The sequence below is a fragment of the Clostridium sp. D5 genome, from assembly GCF_000190355.1.
Lineage (GTDB): Bacteria > Bacillota > Clostridia > Lachnospirales > Lachnospiraceae > Faecalicatena > Faecalicatena fissicatena_A.
On the sequence record NZ_GL870819.1, the window covers coordinates 87,206 to 107,872 of the forward strand.

The 20,667-nt window shown below is 44.0% G+C and carries 17 protein-coding genes; 13 read left to right on the forward strand and 4 right to left on the reverse strand.

Annotated features, from left to right (window positions below; genetic code table 11):
• Window positions 1-46: 46 nt before the first annotated feature.
• Genes HMPREF0240_RS19730 through garR form a run of 5 tightly spaced genes read left to right on the forward strand, consistent with a single transcriptional unit; the run spans window position 47 to window position 6,595 of the window.
• The gene (locus HMPREF0240_RS19730; protein ID WP_050794584.1) at window positions 47-2,857 is read left to right on the forward strand and encodes an alpha-L-rhamnosidase; all 2,811 of its coding nucleotides are present in this window, start codon (window positions 47-49) and stop codon (window positions 2,855-2,857) included.
• Between the two features lie 30 nt (window positions 2,858-2,887).
• The gene (locus tag HMPREF0240_RS19735) at window positions 2,888-3,913 is read left to right on the forward strand and encodes a galactitol-1-phosphate 5-dehydrogenase (RefSeq protein WP_009005174.1); all 1,026 of its coding nucleotides are present in this window, start codon (window positions 2,888-2,890) and stop codon (window positions 3,911-3,913) included.
• A gap of 12 nt (window positions 3,914-3,925) precedes the next feature.
• Entirely contained in the window at window positions 3,926-4,750 is an 825-nt protein-coding gene (locus HMPREF0240_RS19740) for a transketolase (protein ID WP_035314284.1), read from the forward strand.
• Between the two features lie 17 nt (window positions 4,751-4,767).
• Complete coding sequence (locus tag HMPREF0240_RS19745; RefSeq protein WP_035314285.1) at window positions 4,768-5,700, forward strand: transketolase C-terminal domain-containing protein; 933 nt, start codon at window positions 4,768-4,770, stop codon at window positions 5,698-5,700.
• A 1-nt stretch (window position 5,701) separates the two neighbouring features.
• Window positions 5,702-6,595, forward strand: coding sequence for a 2-hydroxy-3-oxopropionate reductase (gene garR / locus HMPREF0240_RS19750; RefSeq protein WP_009005175.1), 894 nt, complete (start codon window positions 5,702-5,704; stop codon window positions 6,593-6,595).
• A 144-nt stretch (window positions 6,596-6,739) separates the two neighbouring features.
• Here garR and HMPREF0240_RS19755 read toward each other — a convergent pair whose 3' ends face one another.
• Window positions 6,740-7,045 (reverse strand): helix-turn-helix transcriptional regulator, encoded by a 306-nt coding sequence (locus tag HMPREF0240_RS19755; RefSeq protein ID WP_035314286.1) that lies wholly within the window; start codon window positions 7,043-7,045, stop codon window positions 6,740-6,742.
• A gap of 172 nt (window positions 7,046-7,217) precedes the next feature.
• Window positions 7,218-8,114 (reverse strand): AraC family transcriptional regulator, encoded by an 897-nt coding sequence (locus HMPREF0240_RS19760; RefSeq protein ID WP_035314287.1) that lies wholly within the window; start codon window positions 8,112-8,114, stop codon window positions 7,218-7,220.
• Window positions 8,115-8,452: 338 nt separating this feature from the next.
• Here HMPREF0240_RS19760 and HMPREF0240_RS19765 point away from each other — a divergent pair, with 338 nt between their 5' ends.
• The 7 genes from HMPREF0240_RS19765 to HMPREF0240_RS19795 all read left to right on the forward strand — a co-directional run bounded on the left by HMPREF0240_RS19765 (window position 8,453) and on the right by HMPREF0240_RS19795 (window position 16,975).
• Window positions 8,453-9,985 carry a sugar ABC transporter ATP-binding protein gene (locus HMPREF0240_RS19765; protein WP_009005177.1) on the forward strand — a complete coding sequence of 511 codons (1,533 nt, stop codon included), beginning with the start codon at window positions 8,453-8,455 and terminating at the stop codon, window positions 9,983-9,985.
• On the forward strand, window positions 9,960-10,952 hold the full coding sequence (locus HMPREF0240_RS19770; RefSeq protein ID WP_035314289.1) for an ABC transporter permease: 993 nt from the start codon (window positions 9,960-9,962) through the stop codon (window positions 10,950-10,952). Before HMPREF0240_RS19765 ends, HMPREF0240_RS19770 begins: the two co-directional genes overlap by 26 nt.
• 2 nt (window positions 10,953-10,954) lie before the next feature.
• Window positions 10,955-11,965 (forward strand): ABC transporter permease, encoded by a 1,011-nt coding sequence (locus tag HMPREF0240_RS19775; protein WP_009005179.1) that lies wholly within the window; start codon window positions 10,955-10,957, stop codon window positions 11,963-11,965.
• A gap of 70 nt (window positions 11,966-12,035) precedes the next feature.
• Window positions 12,036-13,103, forward strand: coding sequence for a rhamnose ABC transporter substrate-binding protein (locus HMPREF0240_RS19780; protein WP_035314292.1), 1,068 nt, complete (start codon window positions 12,036-12,038; stop codon window positions 13,101-13,103).
• 99 nt (window positions 13,104-13,202) lie between these two features.
• Window positions 13,203-14,462 carry a uroporphyrinogen decarboxylase family protein gene (locus tag HMPREF0240_RS19785; RefSeq protein WP_009005181.1) on the forward strand — a complete coding sequence of 420 codons (1,260 nt, stop codon included), beginning with the start codon at window positions 13,203-13,205 and terminating at the stop codon, window positions 14,460-14,462.
• A 409-nt stretch (window positions 14,463-14,871) separates the two neighbouring features.
• Window positions 14,872-16,260 carry an AAA family ATPase gene (locus HMPREF0240_RS19790; RefSeq protein ID WP_009005182.1) on the forward strand — a complete coding sequence of 463 codons (1,389 nt, stop codon included), beginning with the start codon at window positions 14,872-14,874 and terminating at the stop codon, window positions 16,258-16,260.
• Window positions 16,253-16,975, forward strand: coding sequence for a hypothetical protein (locus HMPREF0240_RS19795; protein ID WP_009005183.1), 723 nt, complete (start codon window positions 16,253-16,255; stop codon window positions 16,973-16,975). Before HMPREF0240_RS19790 ends, HMPREF0240_RS19795 begins: the two co-directional genes overlap by 8 nt.
• 87 nt (window positions 16,976-17,062) lie before the next feature.
• Here HMPREF0240_RS19795 and HMPREF0240_RS19800 read toward each other — a convergent pair whose 3' ends face one another.
• Window positions 17,063-17,926, reverse strand: a complete 864-nt coding sequence (locus tag HMPREF0240_RS19800; RefSeq protein ID WP_009005184.1) for a methionyl aminopeptidase — start codon at window positions 17,924-17,926, stop codon at window positions 17,063-17,065.
• 83 nt (window positions 17,927-18,009) lie between these two features.
• Entirely contained in the window at window positions 18,010-19,254 is a 1,245-nt protein-coding gene (locus HMPREF0240_RS19805; RefSeq protein ID WP_009005185.1) for a DUF1015 family protein, read from the reverse strand.
• 372 nt (window positions 19,255-19,626) lie between these two features.
• Between HMPREF0240_RS19805 and rhaD the strand changes: the two genes are divergently transcribed.
• A complete protein-coding gene (gene rhaD / locus HMPREF0240_RS19810) occupies window positions 19,627-20,388 on the forward strand; it encodes a rhamnulose-1-phosphate aldolase (protein ID WP_009005186.1) in 762 nt (253 codons plus the stop codon).
• Window positions 20,389-20,667 lie beyond the last annotated feature (279 nt).

The window sequence follows — 20,667 nt, forward strand, 5'->3', positions numbered from 1 at the left end:
AGATAAATGAGGAGATGAAAAGTGCAGGGAAAGGGGAACGAAGCGGATGGAGATACACAGCCTTAAAATTAACCACATAGAAAACCCTCTGGGATACTTATTTAAAACAATCACAGCAAGTTATATCGTAGAGGGAAGTAATGATGAGAAGACTGACGGCGCACGTATTGTTGTGTATGAGGATGAAGCGTTAAATAACGTTGTTTTTGATACAAAGCGTTCCGCATCGGTGCAGGGGATTGGAACGAGAATCAACATAGAGCTAAAACCCAGGCACCGTTATTTCTGGAAGGTTCAGGTATGGGATCGCGCGGGCAGGTGCTCGGAAAGCAAACCGGCATGGTTCGAAACCGGGCTGCTTGCAGAGGGGTTCAGGGGAGAGTGCATTTCTCCGGACCTGGATCCGGCGGTACATCCAGTGTATGTTAAATCATTCAGGCTGGATCAGCCGGTAAAAACAGCGCGGCTTTATATAACATGTTTGGGAGTATATGAAGCATTTTTGAATGGCAGGCGCATAGGGGATGAGATTCTGGCTCCGGGCATAACGGCGTACGACCATTATATACAGTATCAGACTTATGATGTTACTGGCATGCTTCAGGAAGGAGAAAACCTGTTGGAGGTCCGGGCGGCGGACGGCTGGTATAAGGGCATGTATGGATACCGTCAGAACGACCAGTACCGGCAGGGGAAGGCATTTGAACTGCTGGCAGATTTCTATGTAAACGGAGCATGTGTTTTAAGCTCGGACGGTTCCTGGAAAGTAAAGAAAAGCAAAACCATATTATCCGATATCTATAACGGGGAATTCAGGGACGATACAGCGGACGATGGAAAGTATTATCCGGTAAAAAAAGGTCTGCTGGATAAAAAGATAGTGAAGGATAGGATCGGTATTCCTATCAAAAGAAAGGAAATTATTTCTCCACGGGCTGTTATTCGGACTCCGGCGGGCGAAATTGTTCTGGATATGGGACAAAACATGGTGGGGTGGGTATCCTTTATCTGCCGGGAAAGGGCAGGGCAGAAACTTAGCCTTGAGTATGGAGAGGTACTGCAGAATGGCTGTTTTTACAACGAAAATTACCGGACCGCAAAAGCCAGGTTTGATTATATTTCCGACGGCACAGAAAAAGAGGTTGGCCCCGGGCTGTGCTTTTTCGGTTTCCGCTATGTGCGGCTGTGTGGCTTTACGGAGGTACAAATACAAGATTTTAAGGGCGAAGTTATTTATTCGGATTTAAATCGGACCGGGGAGATTACAACTGGAAATGAGCTGCTGAATCAGTTGATTTCAAATATCCTGTGGAGCCAGAAAGGAAATTTTTTGGATATTCCAACAGACTGTCCTCAGAGGGATGAAAAACTGGGGTGGACCGGGGATGCACAGATATTTTCCGGGACCGCATGCCTGAATATGGACTGTTACGCATTTTTTCGCAAATATCTGAATGACATAGCTCTGGAACAGAAAGATACAGGCGGACTGGTTCCGCAGGTTGTCCCTTCTGTAGGAAGAAATGACCGGACATCTGCCGCATGGGGGGATGCCGCACTGATTATTCCGTGGAAGATGTACCGGTATTACGGGGATACAAGCATTCTGGAAGAACAATACGAGAGCATGAAGGGCTGGATTGCCTACATAGACCAGCAGAATCTTGAGAATGGAACGAACCCTGATTTGTGGCAGAATGGATTCCACTATGGTGACTGGCTTGCTCTGGATGGGGGATATTATCATATGCCGACTGGGGGTACGGACGTATATTACGTATCCAGTTCGTATTTTTATTATTCTGTGGAAATTCTGGCCAAGTCAGCAGAAGTTCTTGGAAAAGAGGCGGACCATATCAAATACCATAAAAAGGCAGATGCAATCCAGAAGGCAATTCAGGAAGAGTACTTTACCGTAAACGGCAATTTGTGCATTGATACCCAGACTGCTTATATCATTGCATTAGAATTCGGCCTTGTGAAGGGGGAAGCAAAAAGAGAGAAGATCAGGGAACGATTTATCGAGAGAATCCGGAAAGATGGCTATACTCTGAAGACCGGTTTTGTAGGAACTCCCCTGATACTGGACGCGCTGTCGGACTGTGGGAGAAGTGATCTTGCGTACAGGCTGCTGCTTGGAAAAGAATATCCGGGCTGGCTTTATCCTGTGACACTTGGCGCAACCACCATATGGGAACGCTGGAATGCCCTGAATCCGGATGGGAGCATGAGTGACACTGGTATGAATTCTCTGAATCACTATGCGAACGGATCCATTCAGGAATGGATGTACTGCCATATGGCGGGGATTCGTCCGAGGGAGGACGGCGCAGGATTTTCAAAAGTTGTGATCAAACCAGAGATTCATCCGGAAGTTGGCTGGCTGGATCTGCACTTACAGACAATGGCGGGAAAGTATGAGGTCTTCTGGAAGATAGAGGGGAACCGTGAACTTTATTTCAGATGCAGAATTCCTTTTGATGCATGTGCAGATATTGTACTTCCTTCCGTAGATGGGGAGATATCCATAAATGGGAAAAAGCTGCAGTATCAAGAGGGGAAGATATTGAAGGCCGAAAACGGCGTTTACGAAATAAAATATCATCTGCGGAAGGAGTACCGTGCACACTACAGCCTTTCGGACAGTGTAAAAGAGCTCACAGGAAATCACGATATTAAAGAATTTCTTTACAGCAGTGTTCCGATGTTAAAGCATACGGATCAGGCGGAGATTCAGAATATGACTCTGCCCGAAATGTCAAAGCTTCCGTTCTTTTTAGGGATCGGAAACCGGCTGGGGCTGGAGCCTGCGGTCTTAAGAGAAATAGAGTCTTATATCTGTGAAATTCCTAAATAGAGGCAATTATAAAAATTTATGAGGTGAAGTATGAAAGCAATTGTTTATGAAGGTCCTGAGAAATTAGTGTATCAGGATGTATCTGAGGTAAAGCCAGGAACAGGAGAAGTAAAGATCCGGGTGAAAGCCTGCGGAATCTGCGGAAGTGACGTTCATGGTTATCTTGGCCTGACGGGGCGCAGGCTGGAACCTATGATTATGGGGCATGAATTTGCAGGCGTGATCGTTGAAACCGGAGACGGAGTCAGAAAAGCCGTGCCAGGAGACAGAGTCGCAGTTTATCCGGTAGACTTCTGCGGGGAATGCAAAATGTGCAGGGAAGGAAATGTTCATCTGTGTATGAATAAAAAGGCATACGGTGTTCTGGATGTAGACGGTGCATTTGCCGAGTATATCTGTGTTCCTGAAAAGTGCTGCTTTCCTCTGAAAGAAGAGATATCATGGGCCATCGGTTCTCTGATGGAACCGCTGGCAGTTGCTTACAGGGGCGTCTCTCATGCGGGGGAACTGGAAGGAAAAAATGTATTGCTGATAGGAACCGGAACGATAGGGCTGCTGGCGCTGGCATGTGTAAAGATGAAGAATCCTGCAAAAATACTGGTTTCTGACTTGAGCGGCAGCCGCCTTGAGCTGGCAAAAAAAATGGGGGCAGATGTATTAATCAATCCCGGCAAGGAAGATTTTAAGAAAAAAGTCCTGGAAGAAACAGACGGGTTGGGGGCAGATGTGGCTATTGAGGCAGTTGGGGCAACCCCCACGGTGCAGCAGGCAATGTCAGCACTTGCCTTTGGCGGGAAGGCCGTCTGGATTGGGAACAACAAACCAATGGTAGAGATTAATATGCAGGAAATTGTGACGAGGGAGTTATCTGTATTTGGTTCTTTTTTATATGGATACGGAGAGTTTAAAGAAGTGGTGGAAATGTTAAACAGCGGCAGTTTAAATGTGAAACCATTAATCAGCAGAGAGATTCGCCTGGAACAGGTCCCGGAATATTTTGAAAAACTGGCGCATCAGCCGGGCGAACTGGTCAAGGTAGTTATTACAGACAAGTAGGAGGTCTTACATATGGAATACACTGAGAAATTAATAAAAGAATTACAGCAAACTGCAAAACGGCTCAGAAGAGATGTCATTATCAGCATTGGCGTAGGCGTGGCAGGTCACATTGGGGGATCAAATTCATCGGCAGATATTGTTGCTGCCTTATACTTCTATAAGATGAAACACGATCCCAAAAATCCCAAACTGGAGGACCGCGACCGCTTCCTGTTAAGCAAGGGCCACGTTGCGATCCTGCAGTACGCCGCACTGGCTGAAAGCGGATATTTTCCGGCAGAGGATCTGAAAACCACAAAGGAAATCGGTTCTTATCTGCAGGGACATCCCGATGTGAATAAGACTCCGGGAATAGAGGCGGGGACAGGTTCACTGGGACAGGGGCTGTCCATCGGCCTGGGAATGGCGCTGGGGCAGAAAATGAACCAGCTGGGCAGGAAGACCTATGTACTGCTCGGAGACGGAGAAATTGCGGAAGGCCAGGTATGGGAAGCTGCCATGGCAGCCAGCGCTTACCATGCAGATAATCTGGTGGCCATCGTGGACCGGAATGGTCTGCAGGCGAACGGAAAAACCAAGGAACGAATGAATTCGGGTGACATTATGGCAAAGTTCCTGGGCTTTGGATGGAACGTAATTGAAATTGACGGGCATAGTATGAAAGAAATTCTGGAGGCACTGGACCGGGTGGATGAAGTAAAAGGCGTTCCAAGTGTGATTGTAGCAAATACAGTCAAGGGAAAGGGCGTAAGCTTTGCAGAAAATGTAGTCGGCTACCACAATGGACAGCTGACAGAGGAAACTTATAAACAAGCACTGGAGGAACTGGCTTAAGGAAAGGAAGGATGACTATGAGTTACACAAATCAGAGACTGGCTTATGGGAATACACTGGCAGAACTTGGAGAAACGGACGATAGAATCGTAGTTCTGGATGCGGATCTGGGTGCATCAACCATGGGAAATATTTTTGAAAAAAGATTTCCTGAAAGACATTTTGAGATGGGAATTGCGGAGGCCAATATGACAAGCGTGGCAGCAGGCCTCGCTCAGACCGGCAAGATTCCATTTACAAACTCCTTTGCAGTTTTTTCCGGGGGAAGGGCTTTCGATCAGATCCGCCAGACGATCGCCATCGGGAAGCTCAATGTAAAGATCTGTGGTTCCTCCTCCGGCCTTTCCGACTTCGGGGATGGCGCAACACACCAGTGCGTGGAGGATCTGGCTGTTTTCAGGGCGCTTCCGAATATGACAGTTTTGTGCCCTGCCGATGCGAACGAAGCAGCAGAAGCAGTGAAGGCAATGGTTGAGATGCAGGGCCCCTGTTACATAAGATTGAACCGTAATGATTATCCGAATGTAACAAAAGAGGGAGCAAAATTTGAGATAGGGATACCGTCGGTACTCAGGGAAGGCTCTGATGTGGCAGTGTTTGCAACAGGTTATATGGTGGGGCTGTCACTTGAGGCGGCGCAGGAACTGGCAGAGGAAATCTCTGTGAAAGTAATAAATGTGTCTACAATAAAACCAATGGACAGAGAGATCATTGCCGGGTTGGCAAAAGACTGCAGGGCAGTAGTTACGGCAGAAGAACATAATGTTGTCGGCGGCATGGGAAGTGCAGTTGCGGAATCGCTTTGTAAAGAATGTAAACCAATAGAGTTTGTGGGGATCCAGGATACATTCGGATGCAGCGCCCACAGTTATCAGGATGTTCTTGCTTATCACGGGCTTACAAAAGAAACTATCATAGAAGCTATAAGAAAAATGGCAGGAGGTTGTTAAAATGAGAATAGGATTTATAGGACTTGGAATTATGGGGAAGCCAATGGTTCGCAATCTGTTAAAGGCAGGGTATGAAGTGATTGCCTATGATATTGTTAAGGAAAATCTGTCTGAAATGGAGCGTGAGGGTGCGAAAGCAGGTAAATCCCCAAAAGATATAGCAGAGCAGTGCTCCCATATTATTACAATGCTGCCAAACTCTCCTCATGTAATAACGGTTGTTTTAGGTGAAAATGGCGTTCTGGAGGGGGCGGCTCCCGGAACGATACTGGCTGATATGAGTTCTATTGCTCCGCTGGCCTCTCAGGAGATCGGAAAGGCATGCAGAGAAAAGGGTGTTAAAATGCTGGATGCTCCGGTATCGGGCGGGGAGCCGAAAGCAATCGACGGTACTTTATCCATTATGGCAGGGGGGGAAAAAGAAGTCTTCGATGCCATGTATGACACGTTTATGGTTATGGGAAGCACTGCTGTACTTTGCGGGGATCTGGGAGCCGGGAACACGACGAAGTTAGCAAACCAGATCATTGTTGCATTAAATATCGCCGCGGTTTCGGAAGCCTTTATGCTCAGCACGAAGGCAGGAGTTGACCCGATCAGGGTATTCGATGCTATTAAGGGCGGTCTGGCAGGATCCACGGTTTTGAATGCAAAAGTACCAATGATAACGGAAGGAAACTTCAAGCCGGGCTTTAAAGTAGACCTGCATATCAAGGATCTCAATAATGCACTGGACACGGCGCATGGCGTTGGTTCTCCTATGCCGCTGACATCCATGGTGTTGGATATTCTGCAGTATCTCCATGCAAATGACTGTGGCGGGAACGATCACAGCGCTATTGCGAAATACTATGAAATGCTGGCAGGGACGGAAATAAGGAAGAGCGAACAGTGATTCATCAAAATAAAACCGGTGAATCATAAACGGCAGAGTTATAAAGTAATGCCATATAGCTGGAGGAGAGGGAGTGCCGCACTAAATATTTAGCGCGGCATTCCTGTATTAGTGAGTGCAGCGTTTCCTTTTTTATTATGGTCATTACAATTTTGAAGCTTCCTGAATGCGGTATTCTTTAGGCGTCATACCTTCGTGGCGCTTAAAAATACTTATAAAATGGCTGGCATTATCAATACCGACCGCTTCGGCGATCTGATCAATGGAAGAACCTTGTGAGCGGAGCAGTTTTTTGGCATTGTTAATCCTCGTCAGTGTAAGGAACTCTTTGGGGGTATAGCCGATATACCTCTTGAATAGTTTCTGAAAATAATATTTATTAACCGAAAATATTCTTGAAAAATCATCCAATGTGAGTTTTTGTGTATAGTTCTGAAGGATCAGTTCCACAGCATCCTGAATGAAACGCGGCTGGAGCGCCTATGACTGCCTTGGCAATCCTGTTGAGATTGAAATTGGTGTTAGGTGAGGGGGACAGATACCGCAAAGGCGGAATGACAGGTATCATTGTAGGTGGTCTATAGATAGATTAAAAAAGTCTGAGATGGATTAAAATCCCTCTCTATTTTTTTCGATAATTTTTGGGAGTACATCCCATTATTTTTTGAAAAAGTTTACTAAAATAGCTGCTTGAACTAAAACCGCAGTTTTCACTTATAGTAATAATATTTTTATCGGTTTGGAGCAACATTTGCGCTGCCATACGAATCCTGTGTTCATTTAAATAATTAATCGGAGATATTTTAATACAGCGCTGAAAACATCTGCTGCATTCCCGGGTGCTGATATTAGTGGAAATAGCAATATCCCCGAGGGTTATTTTATCCGCATAATGCTCATGGATGAATTGCATCATTTTTTTTAGACGGTCGACATCAATGGTGTTCCTTTCAGTATTCTGCTTACGTAAATCTGCAGTTTCTTCAAGTAGCATACACCAAAAGTTGCATAATTCCCTCCGGATTTCAAACTCAAATCCGAAAGGTTCCTGTTTATTCAATTCTATCATTCTTAAAAAAATTTGGATCATCCGAATTCTTCGATGAGAGTCTGAATGAATAAGATAAATTTGAAAATCCTGGTTTTTTATAATGGGAAGAAAATATTTTTGTTCAAACAGGCTATTATACGTTCCAGACAGAAAATGCATATCAAATAAATGGGCATAGATTTTACATCCGTACATTTTATCTTTTGCATGAACACTATGCATAACTCCAGAATTGATAAAAAAGACATCTCCCTTTTTCAGATTATATACGTTATCCGCTGTTCTGAGCTCTATTTCACCTTCCACGATATAGTCCAATTCGAAAAATGGATGCCAATGCCAAGGGAAGCATCGGTCAATACAATTATTTAATTCAGCATAATTACAAATGTATGGAAATTCCACAGGATCTACAGGAAGAATTTCCTCATGTTCCAGTGTTGACTGAAAATTTAAAGTGAAAATCATAAGAGCCTCCTTGCTGAAAAATGCTCGATATGTCATAAAATATCTAATTTTACAGAGGAAATTCAGTTATTAAATATATGGAGAAACAAAAATAAAAAGAAAAAGCAAAGAAATATAGATAAATTATACAAAAACATGTGAGGAAAAACAAGTCTTAATTATATCATTTTTAGTCTTGAATCATATTTTTCGAGAAGGATATAAGAAATATAATTGAAAATAAATAAAAGTAAACACTTCTCAAAATATATTTTAAGCCCGCTGATTTTAAATTTGAGAGGAAAAGTAAAGTCATCATTGGAAAAAGGGAATTAATTTAAGGAAGGGAAGGGTGAAAGGTGTCAGAGTATATATTGGAACTTAAAGGAATTACGAAGATATTTCCGGGAGTCAAAGCGCTTAATAACGTCAGATTTCAACTTAAAAAAGGTGAAGTACATGCACTGATGGGAGAAAACGGAGCAGGTAAGTCTACACTTATTAAAGTTATTACCGGGGTACATAGAGCAGAGGAAGGGGAGATGTTCCTTGACGGGAAAAAGGTTGAGTTCAAAAGGCCAAGGGATGCACAGGAGGCCGGGATAGCAGCGGTATATCAGCACCCAACATCATATCCGGATCTGTCTGTGGCCGAAAATATATTTAAGGGACACGAGATGTTGAAATATGGGATGATCCAGTGGAAAGAGATGAACCTTCAGGCAGCAAAGATTTTAAAAGAATTAAATACAGATTTTGCACCAACGGATGAAATGGGAACGCTTTCTGTAGCTCAGCAGCAAATGGTGGAGATAGCGAAAGCTCTGTCAACGAATGCGAGAATCATTATTTTGGATGAACCGACGGCTGCTCTGACGAAGAATGAGTCTGAAGAACTTTATACAATTGTAGACAGATTAAAAGAAAACGGAGTATCCATCATATTTATATCACACCGGTTTGAGGACATGTACCGTTTGGCAGACAGGATTACGGTTTTTAGGGATTCACAGTACATCAATACATATCTGGTGGATGGCATTACCAATGCAGAGCTGATCAAAGCGATGGTAGGAAGAGAAATAAAGGATCTTTTTCCAAAACCAAGTGTACAGTTGGGGGAAGAGGTACTTAGAGTAGAGCGATTTACAAGAGCAGGATATTATAAAGATGTTTCTTTCAGTGTAAGAGCAGGAGAAATTATAGGAATTACCGGTCTGGTCGGGGCTGGAAGAACAGAAGTGGTAGAAAGCATATGCGGGGTTACCAAACCGGATTCGGGTAAATTATATCTAAATAAAAAAGAGGTGAAGATTAAAGAACCTGCAGATGCCATTAAAAACGGGATCATTCTGCTGCCCGAGGACAGGCAGAAGCAGGGGCTTATTCTGAATTGGGGACTGGGTGACAATGTAACCCTTCCGATTATGCACAAACATGCAAAATGGGGATTTAATAACAATAAAGTAGAGCGTAAAATATCGAAGGAGTTACTGGAATCCGTTGATACGAAAGCAGTTACTATTTTTGATCAGGCTTCCTCTCTGTCAGGAGGCAATCAGCAGAAGGTCGTAGTTGCTAAGGCCTTGGGACAAGAGATGAAGGTTGTCATACTGGACGAACCGACAAAAGGTGTTGATGTCGGAGCAAAAGCCGAAATCTATCAGATAATGGGGGATCTGGCGGAGCAGGGATACGCCATTGTCATGATTTCTTCTGAGATGCCAGAAATACTCGGCATGAGCGACAGGATCGTGATCATGTGTAATGGAAAGGTGACTGGGGAGCTGAACGGACATGAAACGACACAGGAACGGATTCTGGAGCTGGCAATGGAAAAGTCATCAGATTTGCAGGAGGCAGAATATGAAAAAGAACAAATCAATTCTTAAGACGATTACGACATCCAGGGAAATAAGCCTGCTCGTGGTGCTGGTACTGCTCTGTGCAGCTATTACAATAAAAAGTCCATCATTTATGACTTATAAATCTATCATTGATATGTTAAGGAACAATACTGTAACAATGATTATGGCAGTTGGAATGCTGGGCATTTTGCTGGTAGGCGGGATAGATATCTCGGTTGCATCTTCACTGGCCCTTTCAGGCATGACAGCAGGAATGCTGATGAAATATGGAGTGGTGAAAAATGTGTTTCTACTTTTTTTGATTGCAATGGCAATAGGCGGCCTTTGTGGTCTGATCAATGGACTTGTGATCTCCAGAGGCAAGGTACTGCCTATCATAGCGACGATGGGGGCTATGTATGTTTACCGCGGGCTCGCATATCTGGTTGCAAATAATGAATGGGTCAGTGCAGAGGATCTGGGGACGTTCAGCAGCTTTGCCCTGGATAAATTTTGGGGGATCAACTATGTGATCTGGGTTTTGATTGGCGTCTATGCGTTATTTTTCGTTATGATGAAATGGACCAGGCTTGGACGGAAGGTCTATGCAGTAGGCAGCAATAAAGAAGCCGCATCGATTTCTGGTATTAATATAAGCAATGTAGAACTGTTCGTGTATGTAATCATGGGTATTTTGGCAGGTATCTGCGGAACAATTGCAGTATCTGTGTATTCATCAGCACAGCCCAATATGCTCTACGGGAAAGAAATGGATATCATTGCAGCCTGCGTAATTGGCGGAGTAAGTATGTCCGGCGGCAGAGGAAGCGTTGCAGGGGCGCTGCTTGGCGGCCTGGTTCTGGCTGTTATTGCAAAGGCACTTCCTTTGGTGGGGATAGAGGCGATTGCACAGAATACAGTAAAGGGAGTGATCATCTTAGTGGTAATTATACTGAATGTAATTACGCAAAGAACAATTGACAGAAATAATCTGAAAGAAAGGGAGATTTAGCTATGGCTGGTAAATCAGGAAGAAGTATTGCCAATAAACCTGAAAAGGTTTGGCAAAAAAGAATTCTGAGTTGGGAAGGTATGCTGGTTGTGTTATTTATTGCTGTAAATATCTTTTGTATAAATATTTCCTCTATGTATCAGTTTTCAAATGTATTACGTGAGATGCCGAAATACCTGACGGAGGTGTTCATTCTCCTGCCAATGGCCTATATTTTGATCATGGGTGATATTGATATTTCAGTAGGTTCAATCGTATGCTTGTCAGCCACGATGGCTTGCACGGCATATAACAAAGGAATCCCCTTTATAGCAGTCGTGCTCATATGTCTGATGACCGGTATGGCTTGTGGCTTTGTAAATGGAATTATTCTTACCAGATTTACAGAGCTGCCTCCGATGATTGTAACTCTTGCGACCCAGATCATATTCAGAGGAATTGCGGAGATTACACTTGGCAGCGGCGGTTCTGTCTCTCTGACAAAGGCAGATGGATTCCGGATGATATCGGGAAAAGTGGGTAAGGTTCCTTATATCGTATTTCTTGTCATTATTCTTGCGGCAGGATTCACGGTCGTGCTTTGCGCCACTACATTTGGAAGAAGACTTTATGCAATTGGTTCCAATAAGCTGGCAGCTTACTATGCCGGCATACAGGTAGAAAGAACCAGACTGATTGTATATTCTGTTACTGGATTTATGTCAGGGCTTGCGGCATTATTTCTTGTATCCGTTCTCTATGGGGCAAACACAACAACAGGAAACGGATTTGAAATGGATGCGATAGCAATGGCGGTATTCGGCGGCATCTCAACGAATGGCGGCAAAGGCAAATTGCAGGGAGGGATTATTGCAGCTTTTATTATTATTTGTCTGAGGATCGGGCTTGGGCTGATCAACCTTAATCCGCAGATCATCCTGATCATATTGGGAATTTTGCTTGTACTCTCCGTATTACTGCCGAATATTTTCCGCGGAGTTAAATTGCAGAGTAAAAGTATAGAGATGAAATAAGATAAAAAGATACCAGGCACATTGTGTGCTTTGTATAGACGAGGAATTTAAAATAAGGAGGAAGAAAGTCATGAAGAAAAAAATGGTAGGTATGTTGTTGTGTGTGGCAATGGTTGTCAGTCTTATAGCTGGCTGCGGAAACGGCGGAGCGGACAAGGAAGGCTCAAAAGCTGAAGATGTAAAAAAAGCAGATGACAGCGGCAAGAAGGTCTACGCGCTTGTGACAAAATCAGCAGGGAATCCTTTTATGGATATCATTGCCGGTGGATTTACTGATGTGATTGAAGCAGCGGGTGGAGAAGTAATTGTCAGACATCCGGAGGCTGCTACGGCTGATGCCCAGGTATCTGTTATCCAGTCTCTGATCTCACAGGGAGTCGATTCTATCACCGTATCGGCAAATGACCAGAACGCGCTGCAGGCAGCGCTAGAAGAGGCGATGGATGCAGGAATTAAAATATCCGGATTAGATTCTGCTACAAATGCCGACAGCAGGCAGGTATTTGTAAATCAGGCCTCAGATGCGGAGATAGGAAAGACTTTAATGGAGGCAATCTATGATATTGCAGGGGGAGAAGGACAATGGGCAATTCTTTCTGCAACTTCACAGGCAACTAATCAGAATGCCTGGATCGCTGCTATGCAGGAAGCAATGAAGGATGATAAGTATTCAAAACTGGAGTTAACAGAGATCGCTTATGGTGATGATGAACCGCAAAAATCAACGGATCAGACACAGGCGCTACTTTCTAAATACCCGGATCTGAAAGTGATCTGCTCACCTACAACCGTTGGAATCAATGCGGCAGCAAAAGTTTTGCAGGACGATCATTCTTCTGTTAAGCTGACAGGACTTGGACTGCCTTCAGAGTTGGCAGAGTATATGGGAGACGGTGATGACAAATCCTGTCCGTATATGTATTTGTGGAATCCGATCGAGCTCGGGCAGCTCGGCGGTTATACGGCAATGGCACTGGTAAATGGTGAAATTACAGGTGCCGAAGGAGAGAGTTTTAAAGCCGGAGATTTGGGTGATTACGAGATTATTAAGGCAAAAGATGGCGGAACAGAAGTTGTTTTAGGGCCTTTGTTTAAGTTTGACTCTTCCAATATTAATGAGTGGAAAGATGTATTCTAAGATTTGGTATCTGTTTTAGAGGTATAAAAAATTGTCAAAGCCCCATAAAACTTAGACTTAAGGCTTTACAGAATAGGAACGGAAAATGGAGGGACAATCATGGATTCAAAGGAAAGAGTTTTAACATCATTAAACCACAGGCAGCCGGATAAGGTGGCAATCGACTTCGGAGCGCAGGCATGCTCAGGGATGCACGTCAGCTGTCTGAAAGATCTCAGGGAATATTTTGGTCTGAAAGGTCCGGTAAAATGTTCTGATCTGTTCGGCATGCTGGGGATTTTCGAAGACGATCTGAGAGATATCATAGGCATTGATGTGCAGGGAGTGGATTTTTACAAGAATTTATTTGCATGTCATACGGACAAATATAAAGAATGGGATTACTTTGGGCAGACCCTGCTCGTTCCGGAAGAATTCCAGGTTACGGATGACGGCAAAGGCGGCTATTATACCTATGTGGAAGGAGATACAAGTTCTCCGCCGTGTGCCCATCTGCCAAAGGGCGGATACTATTTTGACAGTATCATACGTCAGCCGGAAATTGACGAGGATCATATGGATTTTCATGACAATGTGGAAGAATTCCAGCTTTTCTCAGAAGAAGAAAAGCAATTTTACCGCAGGCAGGCGGAGCTTTTGAAAGACTGCAGCAGGGCAGTGGTCATAGGAACCAGAAGTACGGCCCTGGGAGATATCGCAAACGTGCCGGCACCGTTTTTAAAATATCCAAAAGGAATAAGGGCAATTGATGACTGGTATATGGCTCCGTATTTATACCCGGATTACATCCATGAAGTTTTCGGCTGCCAGACGGAAATTGCACTGGAGACACTGAAAACATTATACGAGATCATGGGGGACACAGTGGATGTCATCTATGTCTGCGGAACAGATTTTGGTACGCAGAACAGTACATTTTTCCCGCTTGATAAATTTGATGAATTCTGGATGCCGCATTTTAAAAAGATCAATGGCTGGATTCATGATCATACGGACTGGAAGACAATTAAACACAGCTGCGGAGCCGTATTTGATTACATTCCCAAATTTATAGAGGCAGGATTCGATATATTAAACCCGGTACAATGTTCGGCCGCAGGCATGGATGCACAGAAACTGAAAGATACCTACGGAAAAGACATTACATTCTGGGGCGGAGGAGTTGATACGCAGAAGGTGCTGCCGTTCGGAACACCGGAAGATGTACGGAGGCAGGTACTGGAACGCTGTGAGATCTTTGGAAAAGACGGCGGTTTTATCTTCAATGCAATCCACAATGTGCAGCACGGAACTCCGCTGGAAAATATGCTGGCAATGTTCAATGCGGTGAGGGAGTTCAATGGAGATCCAAAACTTTAGAATAAAAAAGCGGCACATTCTCCAATAATACTGACCAGAAAATACAAAACAGAAATGGCAAAAAGGCATCATTACACAGATGAAGATATGCCCTGCAGGGATCCCTCCCGGCAGGGCATATCCGCGTTTTGAATAGACTGTGCGGCAACGCTGAAATATCATATGTTATCATATCAGAAAAAACCATTGTGCCTATCGTTCATTTTGCAGACGAAGATTGAAATTTTGCTGTAGTACTAAGCGTGTCTTTAGGGATTTTTACCAGCAGATATTGCCCCGCCAGGCGCCGGACTCGCCTTGGCATTAATTTAATGTAAAAACGTTAAAAATATTAACAAATACTGTATAAGAATTGAAAATGTGGAAATGATAGAATATAATGGGGATAAATTAAGAATCGGGAGGGACTATGGTGGATAATGTTGTGCGTCTTATTTCTGTAGAGATATGTGATATTAAAAATGTTGTACATGGTAAGATTACACTTACTGATAGAGATAAGGGAAATATTCTCGGTTTATACGGGCAGAATGGATCGGGGAAAACGGTTGTGGCGGATAGTATGGTGCTGTTGAAATACCTGTTGAGTGGCTGGCGCATTCCGGCAGCGTTTTATTATTATATACGATCCGAAAGTGAAACGGCACGGGTTAAGTACTGTTTTAAAATTATGGATGATGGAAATGTATTTTATACTGAATATGAGATAGAGTTGTTAAAAAACGGTGAAGACTGTTTTTGTATCAGCCATGAAAATTTAAGTGTGAAACAGTTGGATGCGGATAAACCCACGAGGCTGTCACCTGTGTTTGATTATTCAAAGGGCAGGAAAGAGCTTTTCCATCCATTAAAGTATTATCACTATTTTAAGAAAGATATGAACCATCTGGTTTCGCTTGGAATAGCCCGGCAGTTCACGGAGGACTATAATGACGAAAAGCGGAGGCCGGAACCAGCTTCTTTTTTGTTCTCAAAAAGGTCGCAGAATGTGTTTGCCCGGGCGGAAGGAGAGGCTGCAAAGATTTATAAGCTGAGCCATATTCTGCAGGTATTTGCTGCAGGCAGCCTGACTGTAGTTGAGAATTCACAGTATGGCTTATCGGCGCTTAATTTACGTGCACTGCCGGTCAATATTGAATGGCCAAAGATGAAGCAGGGACCGGGGGGCTTTATGCTGAATCTGACAGAGGTAAATGAAGCTGATAAAAACATATTTCCATATATTTCTGCTGCGATCGAACAGATAAACATTGTGTTAAAAGCATTGGTACCGGAAATTGAACTGAAGATCTATAACAAGTTCGATAAGTTAATGGAAAATGGGAAAGACGGCATTCGTTTTGAGGTCATAACTATACGCAATGGAGCCCGGATACCGCTTATGTATGAGTCTGCAGGAATTAAAAAAATTATTTCGATCTGCAGCAGCCTGGTGGCATGTTATAACCGGGAATCTTATTGTCTGGTGGTGGATGAGCTGGATTCCGGTGTGTATGAGTATTTGCTAGGAGAATTGCTTGATGCAATGCAGGACAAAGCTAAGGGTCAGCTGATTTTTACGTCTCATAATCTGCGTCCCCTGGAAGTGCTGGAAAATGATTCTTTGATGTATACAACTGTCAATCCAAAGGAACGGTATATTAAGACATCTTATATTAAAAATACGCAGAATAAGAGACTTTCTTATCTTAGAAGCATTAAGCTGGGCGGGCAGAAAGAGCGGCTGTATCATGAAACAAATATATATGAGATAGAGCTGGCCATGCGCAGAGCGGGAAAGGTTGAACCGGATGACTAAGAAAATTATTTTAATTATGGTTGAGGGTCCATCGGATGAGGATACGCTGGCATTGGTTTTTTCCAGGCTGATTGGGGAACAGGAAATTACCTTTGGAGTGGTTCACGGAGACATTACGGCGGGGGAAAATATGACGGCAAAATACATTGAAGAGGCCGTTCAGGAAAAAGTTGCTGCATATTTATATAAGAATCCATTTATTAAAATAAAAGATATTCTAAAAGTGGTACAAATTATTGACACGGACGGTGCATTTGTTTCCGGTTCCCAGATTGTGCAGTCGGATACGGAAAAGACGAAATACTTTGAGACCTATATTGAAGCAAAGGATAAAAACCGGCTTGTGCGAAGAAATATCAGCAAAAGAGCCGTTGTATTTCACTTAATGAAATTGGCAAAATTAAACATGACGAAATCGTTTCAAGCCTCAATACCTTATGAGATCTATTATTTTTCAAGAAATTTGGAACATGTACTCCATAATATCAGCACTGATTTAAGGAGTGATGAAAAAGAAGAGCTGGCTTATGAGTTTGCAGACTATTACAGCGGCCATCCGGAGGAATTTCTGAAGTTATTGTATGAAGGAGATTTCTATGTTGGGGGCGATTACGAAGAGACCTGGAAGTTTATTATGAATCATGGAAATTCTTTAAGACGCTATTGTAATTTAGCGGTATTTTTTGAAAAGCTTGGTGTAACTTTGGAAGGGTAATGCCATAAAGGGCCTATATACCGCGCCCATATGTCCATTCCGCTCAAAGGGGTCTGACCCCTTTGGGCGGCCTTTTATATTAAATTCTTATTTGGTTAATACTTCGACTCCATCTTCGGTTATCATGACCATATATTCGATCTGTGCAGAAAGCCCGTCGTCAATGGTGTAAACGGTCCAGTCGTTTTCTTCATCAATAAAGAAATCAGGGCTTCCTTCGTTAATCATAGGCTCAATTGTAAACATCATTCCCGGAACGAGGAGCATCTCGCTTCCCTTAGGAGTCACATAGCTGACAAATGGATCCTCGTGGAACTGCAGCCCGATGCCGTGACCGCCGATCTCCTCCACAACGGAATAGCCGTTTGCCTGAGCGTGTGTGTTGATTGCATCAGCGATATCGCCCAGATGTCCCCAGGGTTTGGCTTCTGCCAGGCCAAGCTCGACGCATTCTTCAGTTACTTTTATAATGCGCTCGGCGCGGTCAGATATTTTACCCATCTTAAACATGCGGGAAGCATCAGAAAAGTATCCATTTAATATAGTAGATACATCCACATTGATGATATCACCCTCTTCAAGAATGATATTTTTATCCGGAATTCCGTGGCATATCTCATTATTCAGCGAAGTACACACGCTTTTCGGAAAACCCTGATAATGCAGGGTGGCCGGAATACCGCCGTTTTTTGTTGTTACATCATAGACGATTTTATCAATCTCTTCGGTACTCATTCCGATGTGAATCTGCTCTGCGACCGCATCCAGCACTGCTGTATTCAGGGCAGCACTTTCTTTGATCTTTTCAATCTGGAATGGAGTTTTTAACAGTTTACGGTCCGGGACGATCTCGCCTTTGTCCGCATGAAATTTCAACTTTTCTTCAATTGCCATGTGGCATTTTTTATATTTCTTTCCACTGCCGCACCAGCAAAGGTCATTTCTTTCCATTCATTACATCTCCTTTTTTATTCATGTGATGGAACTGTATCTGCAATCTATTGCAGCTGTACATGAACCTGAACAGCTGTAATCTATCTCTCGAACTGATGGATAAACAATCCGCTTCTGAGCTTTGGCTCAAACCAGGTAGACTTGGGCGGCATCAGCCTGTCTGCATCCGCTACGTCGAGCAGTTCCTCCATAGAGGTCGGATACATGGCAAATGCAGCGCCATCGCCGCCCTCATCCACTGTCTGTGCAAGCGCGTCCAGCCCGCGTATTCCACCTACGAAGCTGATCCGTTTGTCTGTCTTGGGATCACGGATATTCAGCAGCGGACCCAGTACTACATTTTGCAATATAGATACGTCCAGCCTGTTAACAGGATCTTCCGACAGGAGGAATGGTTTTGCAGTCAGGCGGTACCAGCTGCCGTTTCCATAAAGTCCGATTTCGCCCTTGCAGGAAGGACGACAGACCTCGCTGCCCGGATCGGAGATCTCAAAACCGCTTCTGAGCATATCCAGAAAATCATCAAATGCATAACCATTCAGATCTGAAACAACCCGGTTATAATCATAGATGTGCAGCTCTTCTGCCGGGAACAGGACGGAAAGAAAATAGTTGAATTCCTCATTGCCGCTGAAGTCCGGATGTTCTTCGCGGCGCTTCAGCCCGGCCTTCACAGCGGAAGCTGCCCGGTGATGTCCGTCTGCTATATAGATATTATCAATTTCCTCAAAAATATGAGCGATCTGTGTAATATTTTCAGTGCTGCTGATTTTCCATACCTGATGTCTGACCGAATCTTCGCTTGTAAAATCATAGAGCGGTGCGGTCATCTTTACATCCGTCAGAATAGTGTTCATCTCAGGGCGGGCATGATATGCCAGAAAAATCGGCCCGGTCTGTGCACTCAGCGTGTCCACGTGGCGCGTCCGGTCCAGTTCTTTATCTTCCCTTGTGTTTTCATGTTTCTTAATTCTATTCTCCATGTAATCATCAATCGAAGCACAGCCAACAAGTCCGGTCTGTGTCAGTCCATTCATGGTGAGAGTATAGATATAGTAGCAGGGAGCCTCATCCCTGACAAAAGAGCCATCCTGGATCATCTCCTCCAGAGTGTCCCTCGCCCTGTCATACACAGGCTGTGAATACATATCCATATCCGGGGCAAACTGCGTTTCAGCCCTGTCTATTTTCAAAAAAGAAAGCGGGTTTTTGTCCACCACGTCTCTGGCTTCTTCCCGGTTATATACATCGTAAGGCAGTGCGGCGATAGACGAAGCCAGTTCTTTTGCGGGCCGCACGCCCTGAAAGGGTCGGATGACTGCCATAATTGTTCTCCTTTATATTTAATCAAAATTTAGTATCTAAGGTTTGGCAAAGAGTGCCAAAACCCTCTTCATTCTAGCACAAACAAAAAAAATTTACTATAGGGAATTAGAGTGCGGCCGCAGCTGCGGCGCGAACGGAGGGATAGGGAGCCTTGGGAGAAGCGCAATGCCTCAATTCCATCCGGCGCACCGGTTCGTAAATATCCACTGCCTGAGAAGACCTTTCCTGCCGACTGGATGAACAACAGTGAAATCTCGCAGAAATAATCACTTGGAAATGAATTTTAGTTGTGGATTTATTTGAAAAAAGTTATGATAGATTATAGATAGGAAGTGAGGATTCCTAATTTTTTATCATCTAAGGAGGCGCTTATGAATTTTCTATATGCGGATTTTGTAAATGGCTTTATTCGTTTGGCTAATGATGGGTGGGAGCATAACTGGAATGAAAGACATGGTGGAAATCTTTCTTACAGGGTGAAGGCCGGCGAAGTTGAAAATGTAAGGGAAGAACTGCAGCCGGAGGAGTGGGAAGCGCTTGCTGTGTGTGTCCCGGAACTGGCGGAAGAGTTCATTCTGGTGTCGTGTGAAGGGATTAGTTTCAGGGACATTATGGATGCTCCAAGGGAAACGATCTGCATGATCGAACTGGATAAAGAGGGGAAGCGGTACCGTATAGTGTGGGGCGCTGAAAACGGGATGGAACCCACTCTGTCTTTACCCATTCATCTTTTATGTCATAAAGAAAGGAAGAACATGGGTGGGGACGCAAGAGTGGTCTATCATGCCCATCCCAGTAATCTGATTACGCTAACTTATTATCTCCCTTTAAAAAATGAAAAGTTTTCGGAAGAGCTGACTAAGATCAGCGCCGAATGTGAAAAGGTGATACAAAAAGGTGTGGCAATTATCCCCTGGAAGGTGACGGGGAAAGAAAACAGCAGTTTAACCACGGAATATATCCGGGATCATGATGTGGTGATCTGGGCGCATCATGGGGTTATTATGACCGGGAATGATTTTTCATCAGTGTTTGGTGCTATGCATGCACTTGAGAAGGCGGCGGAGATTCTGGTGAAACTGTTGATTCTGGAAACTGGAAAAAAAGAGATGGATTTAGGGAACGAGATTTAGGAGGGGGGACGCTTACCGGGAACCGGGACGGACTGTGAAAAACACCTGTCCTGTTGGAAATACAGGCCGCTGCGCCAAGCAGCAGTAAGAGGAAATCCGCAAAATCAGTCTGAACCGAACGCATTCACCGTTTAATCTGATGATTAAACGCCTCAGGCGTTCTAAAAAGCTGCTTCGGAAGCAGCTTTTTTCAGGCTGATTTTGCGGATTTCCTCTAACTGCTGCTAGGGCTCGCTTAATGCATTTCCAACAGGACAGGTGTTTTTCACAGTCCGTCCC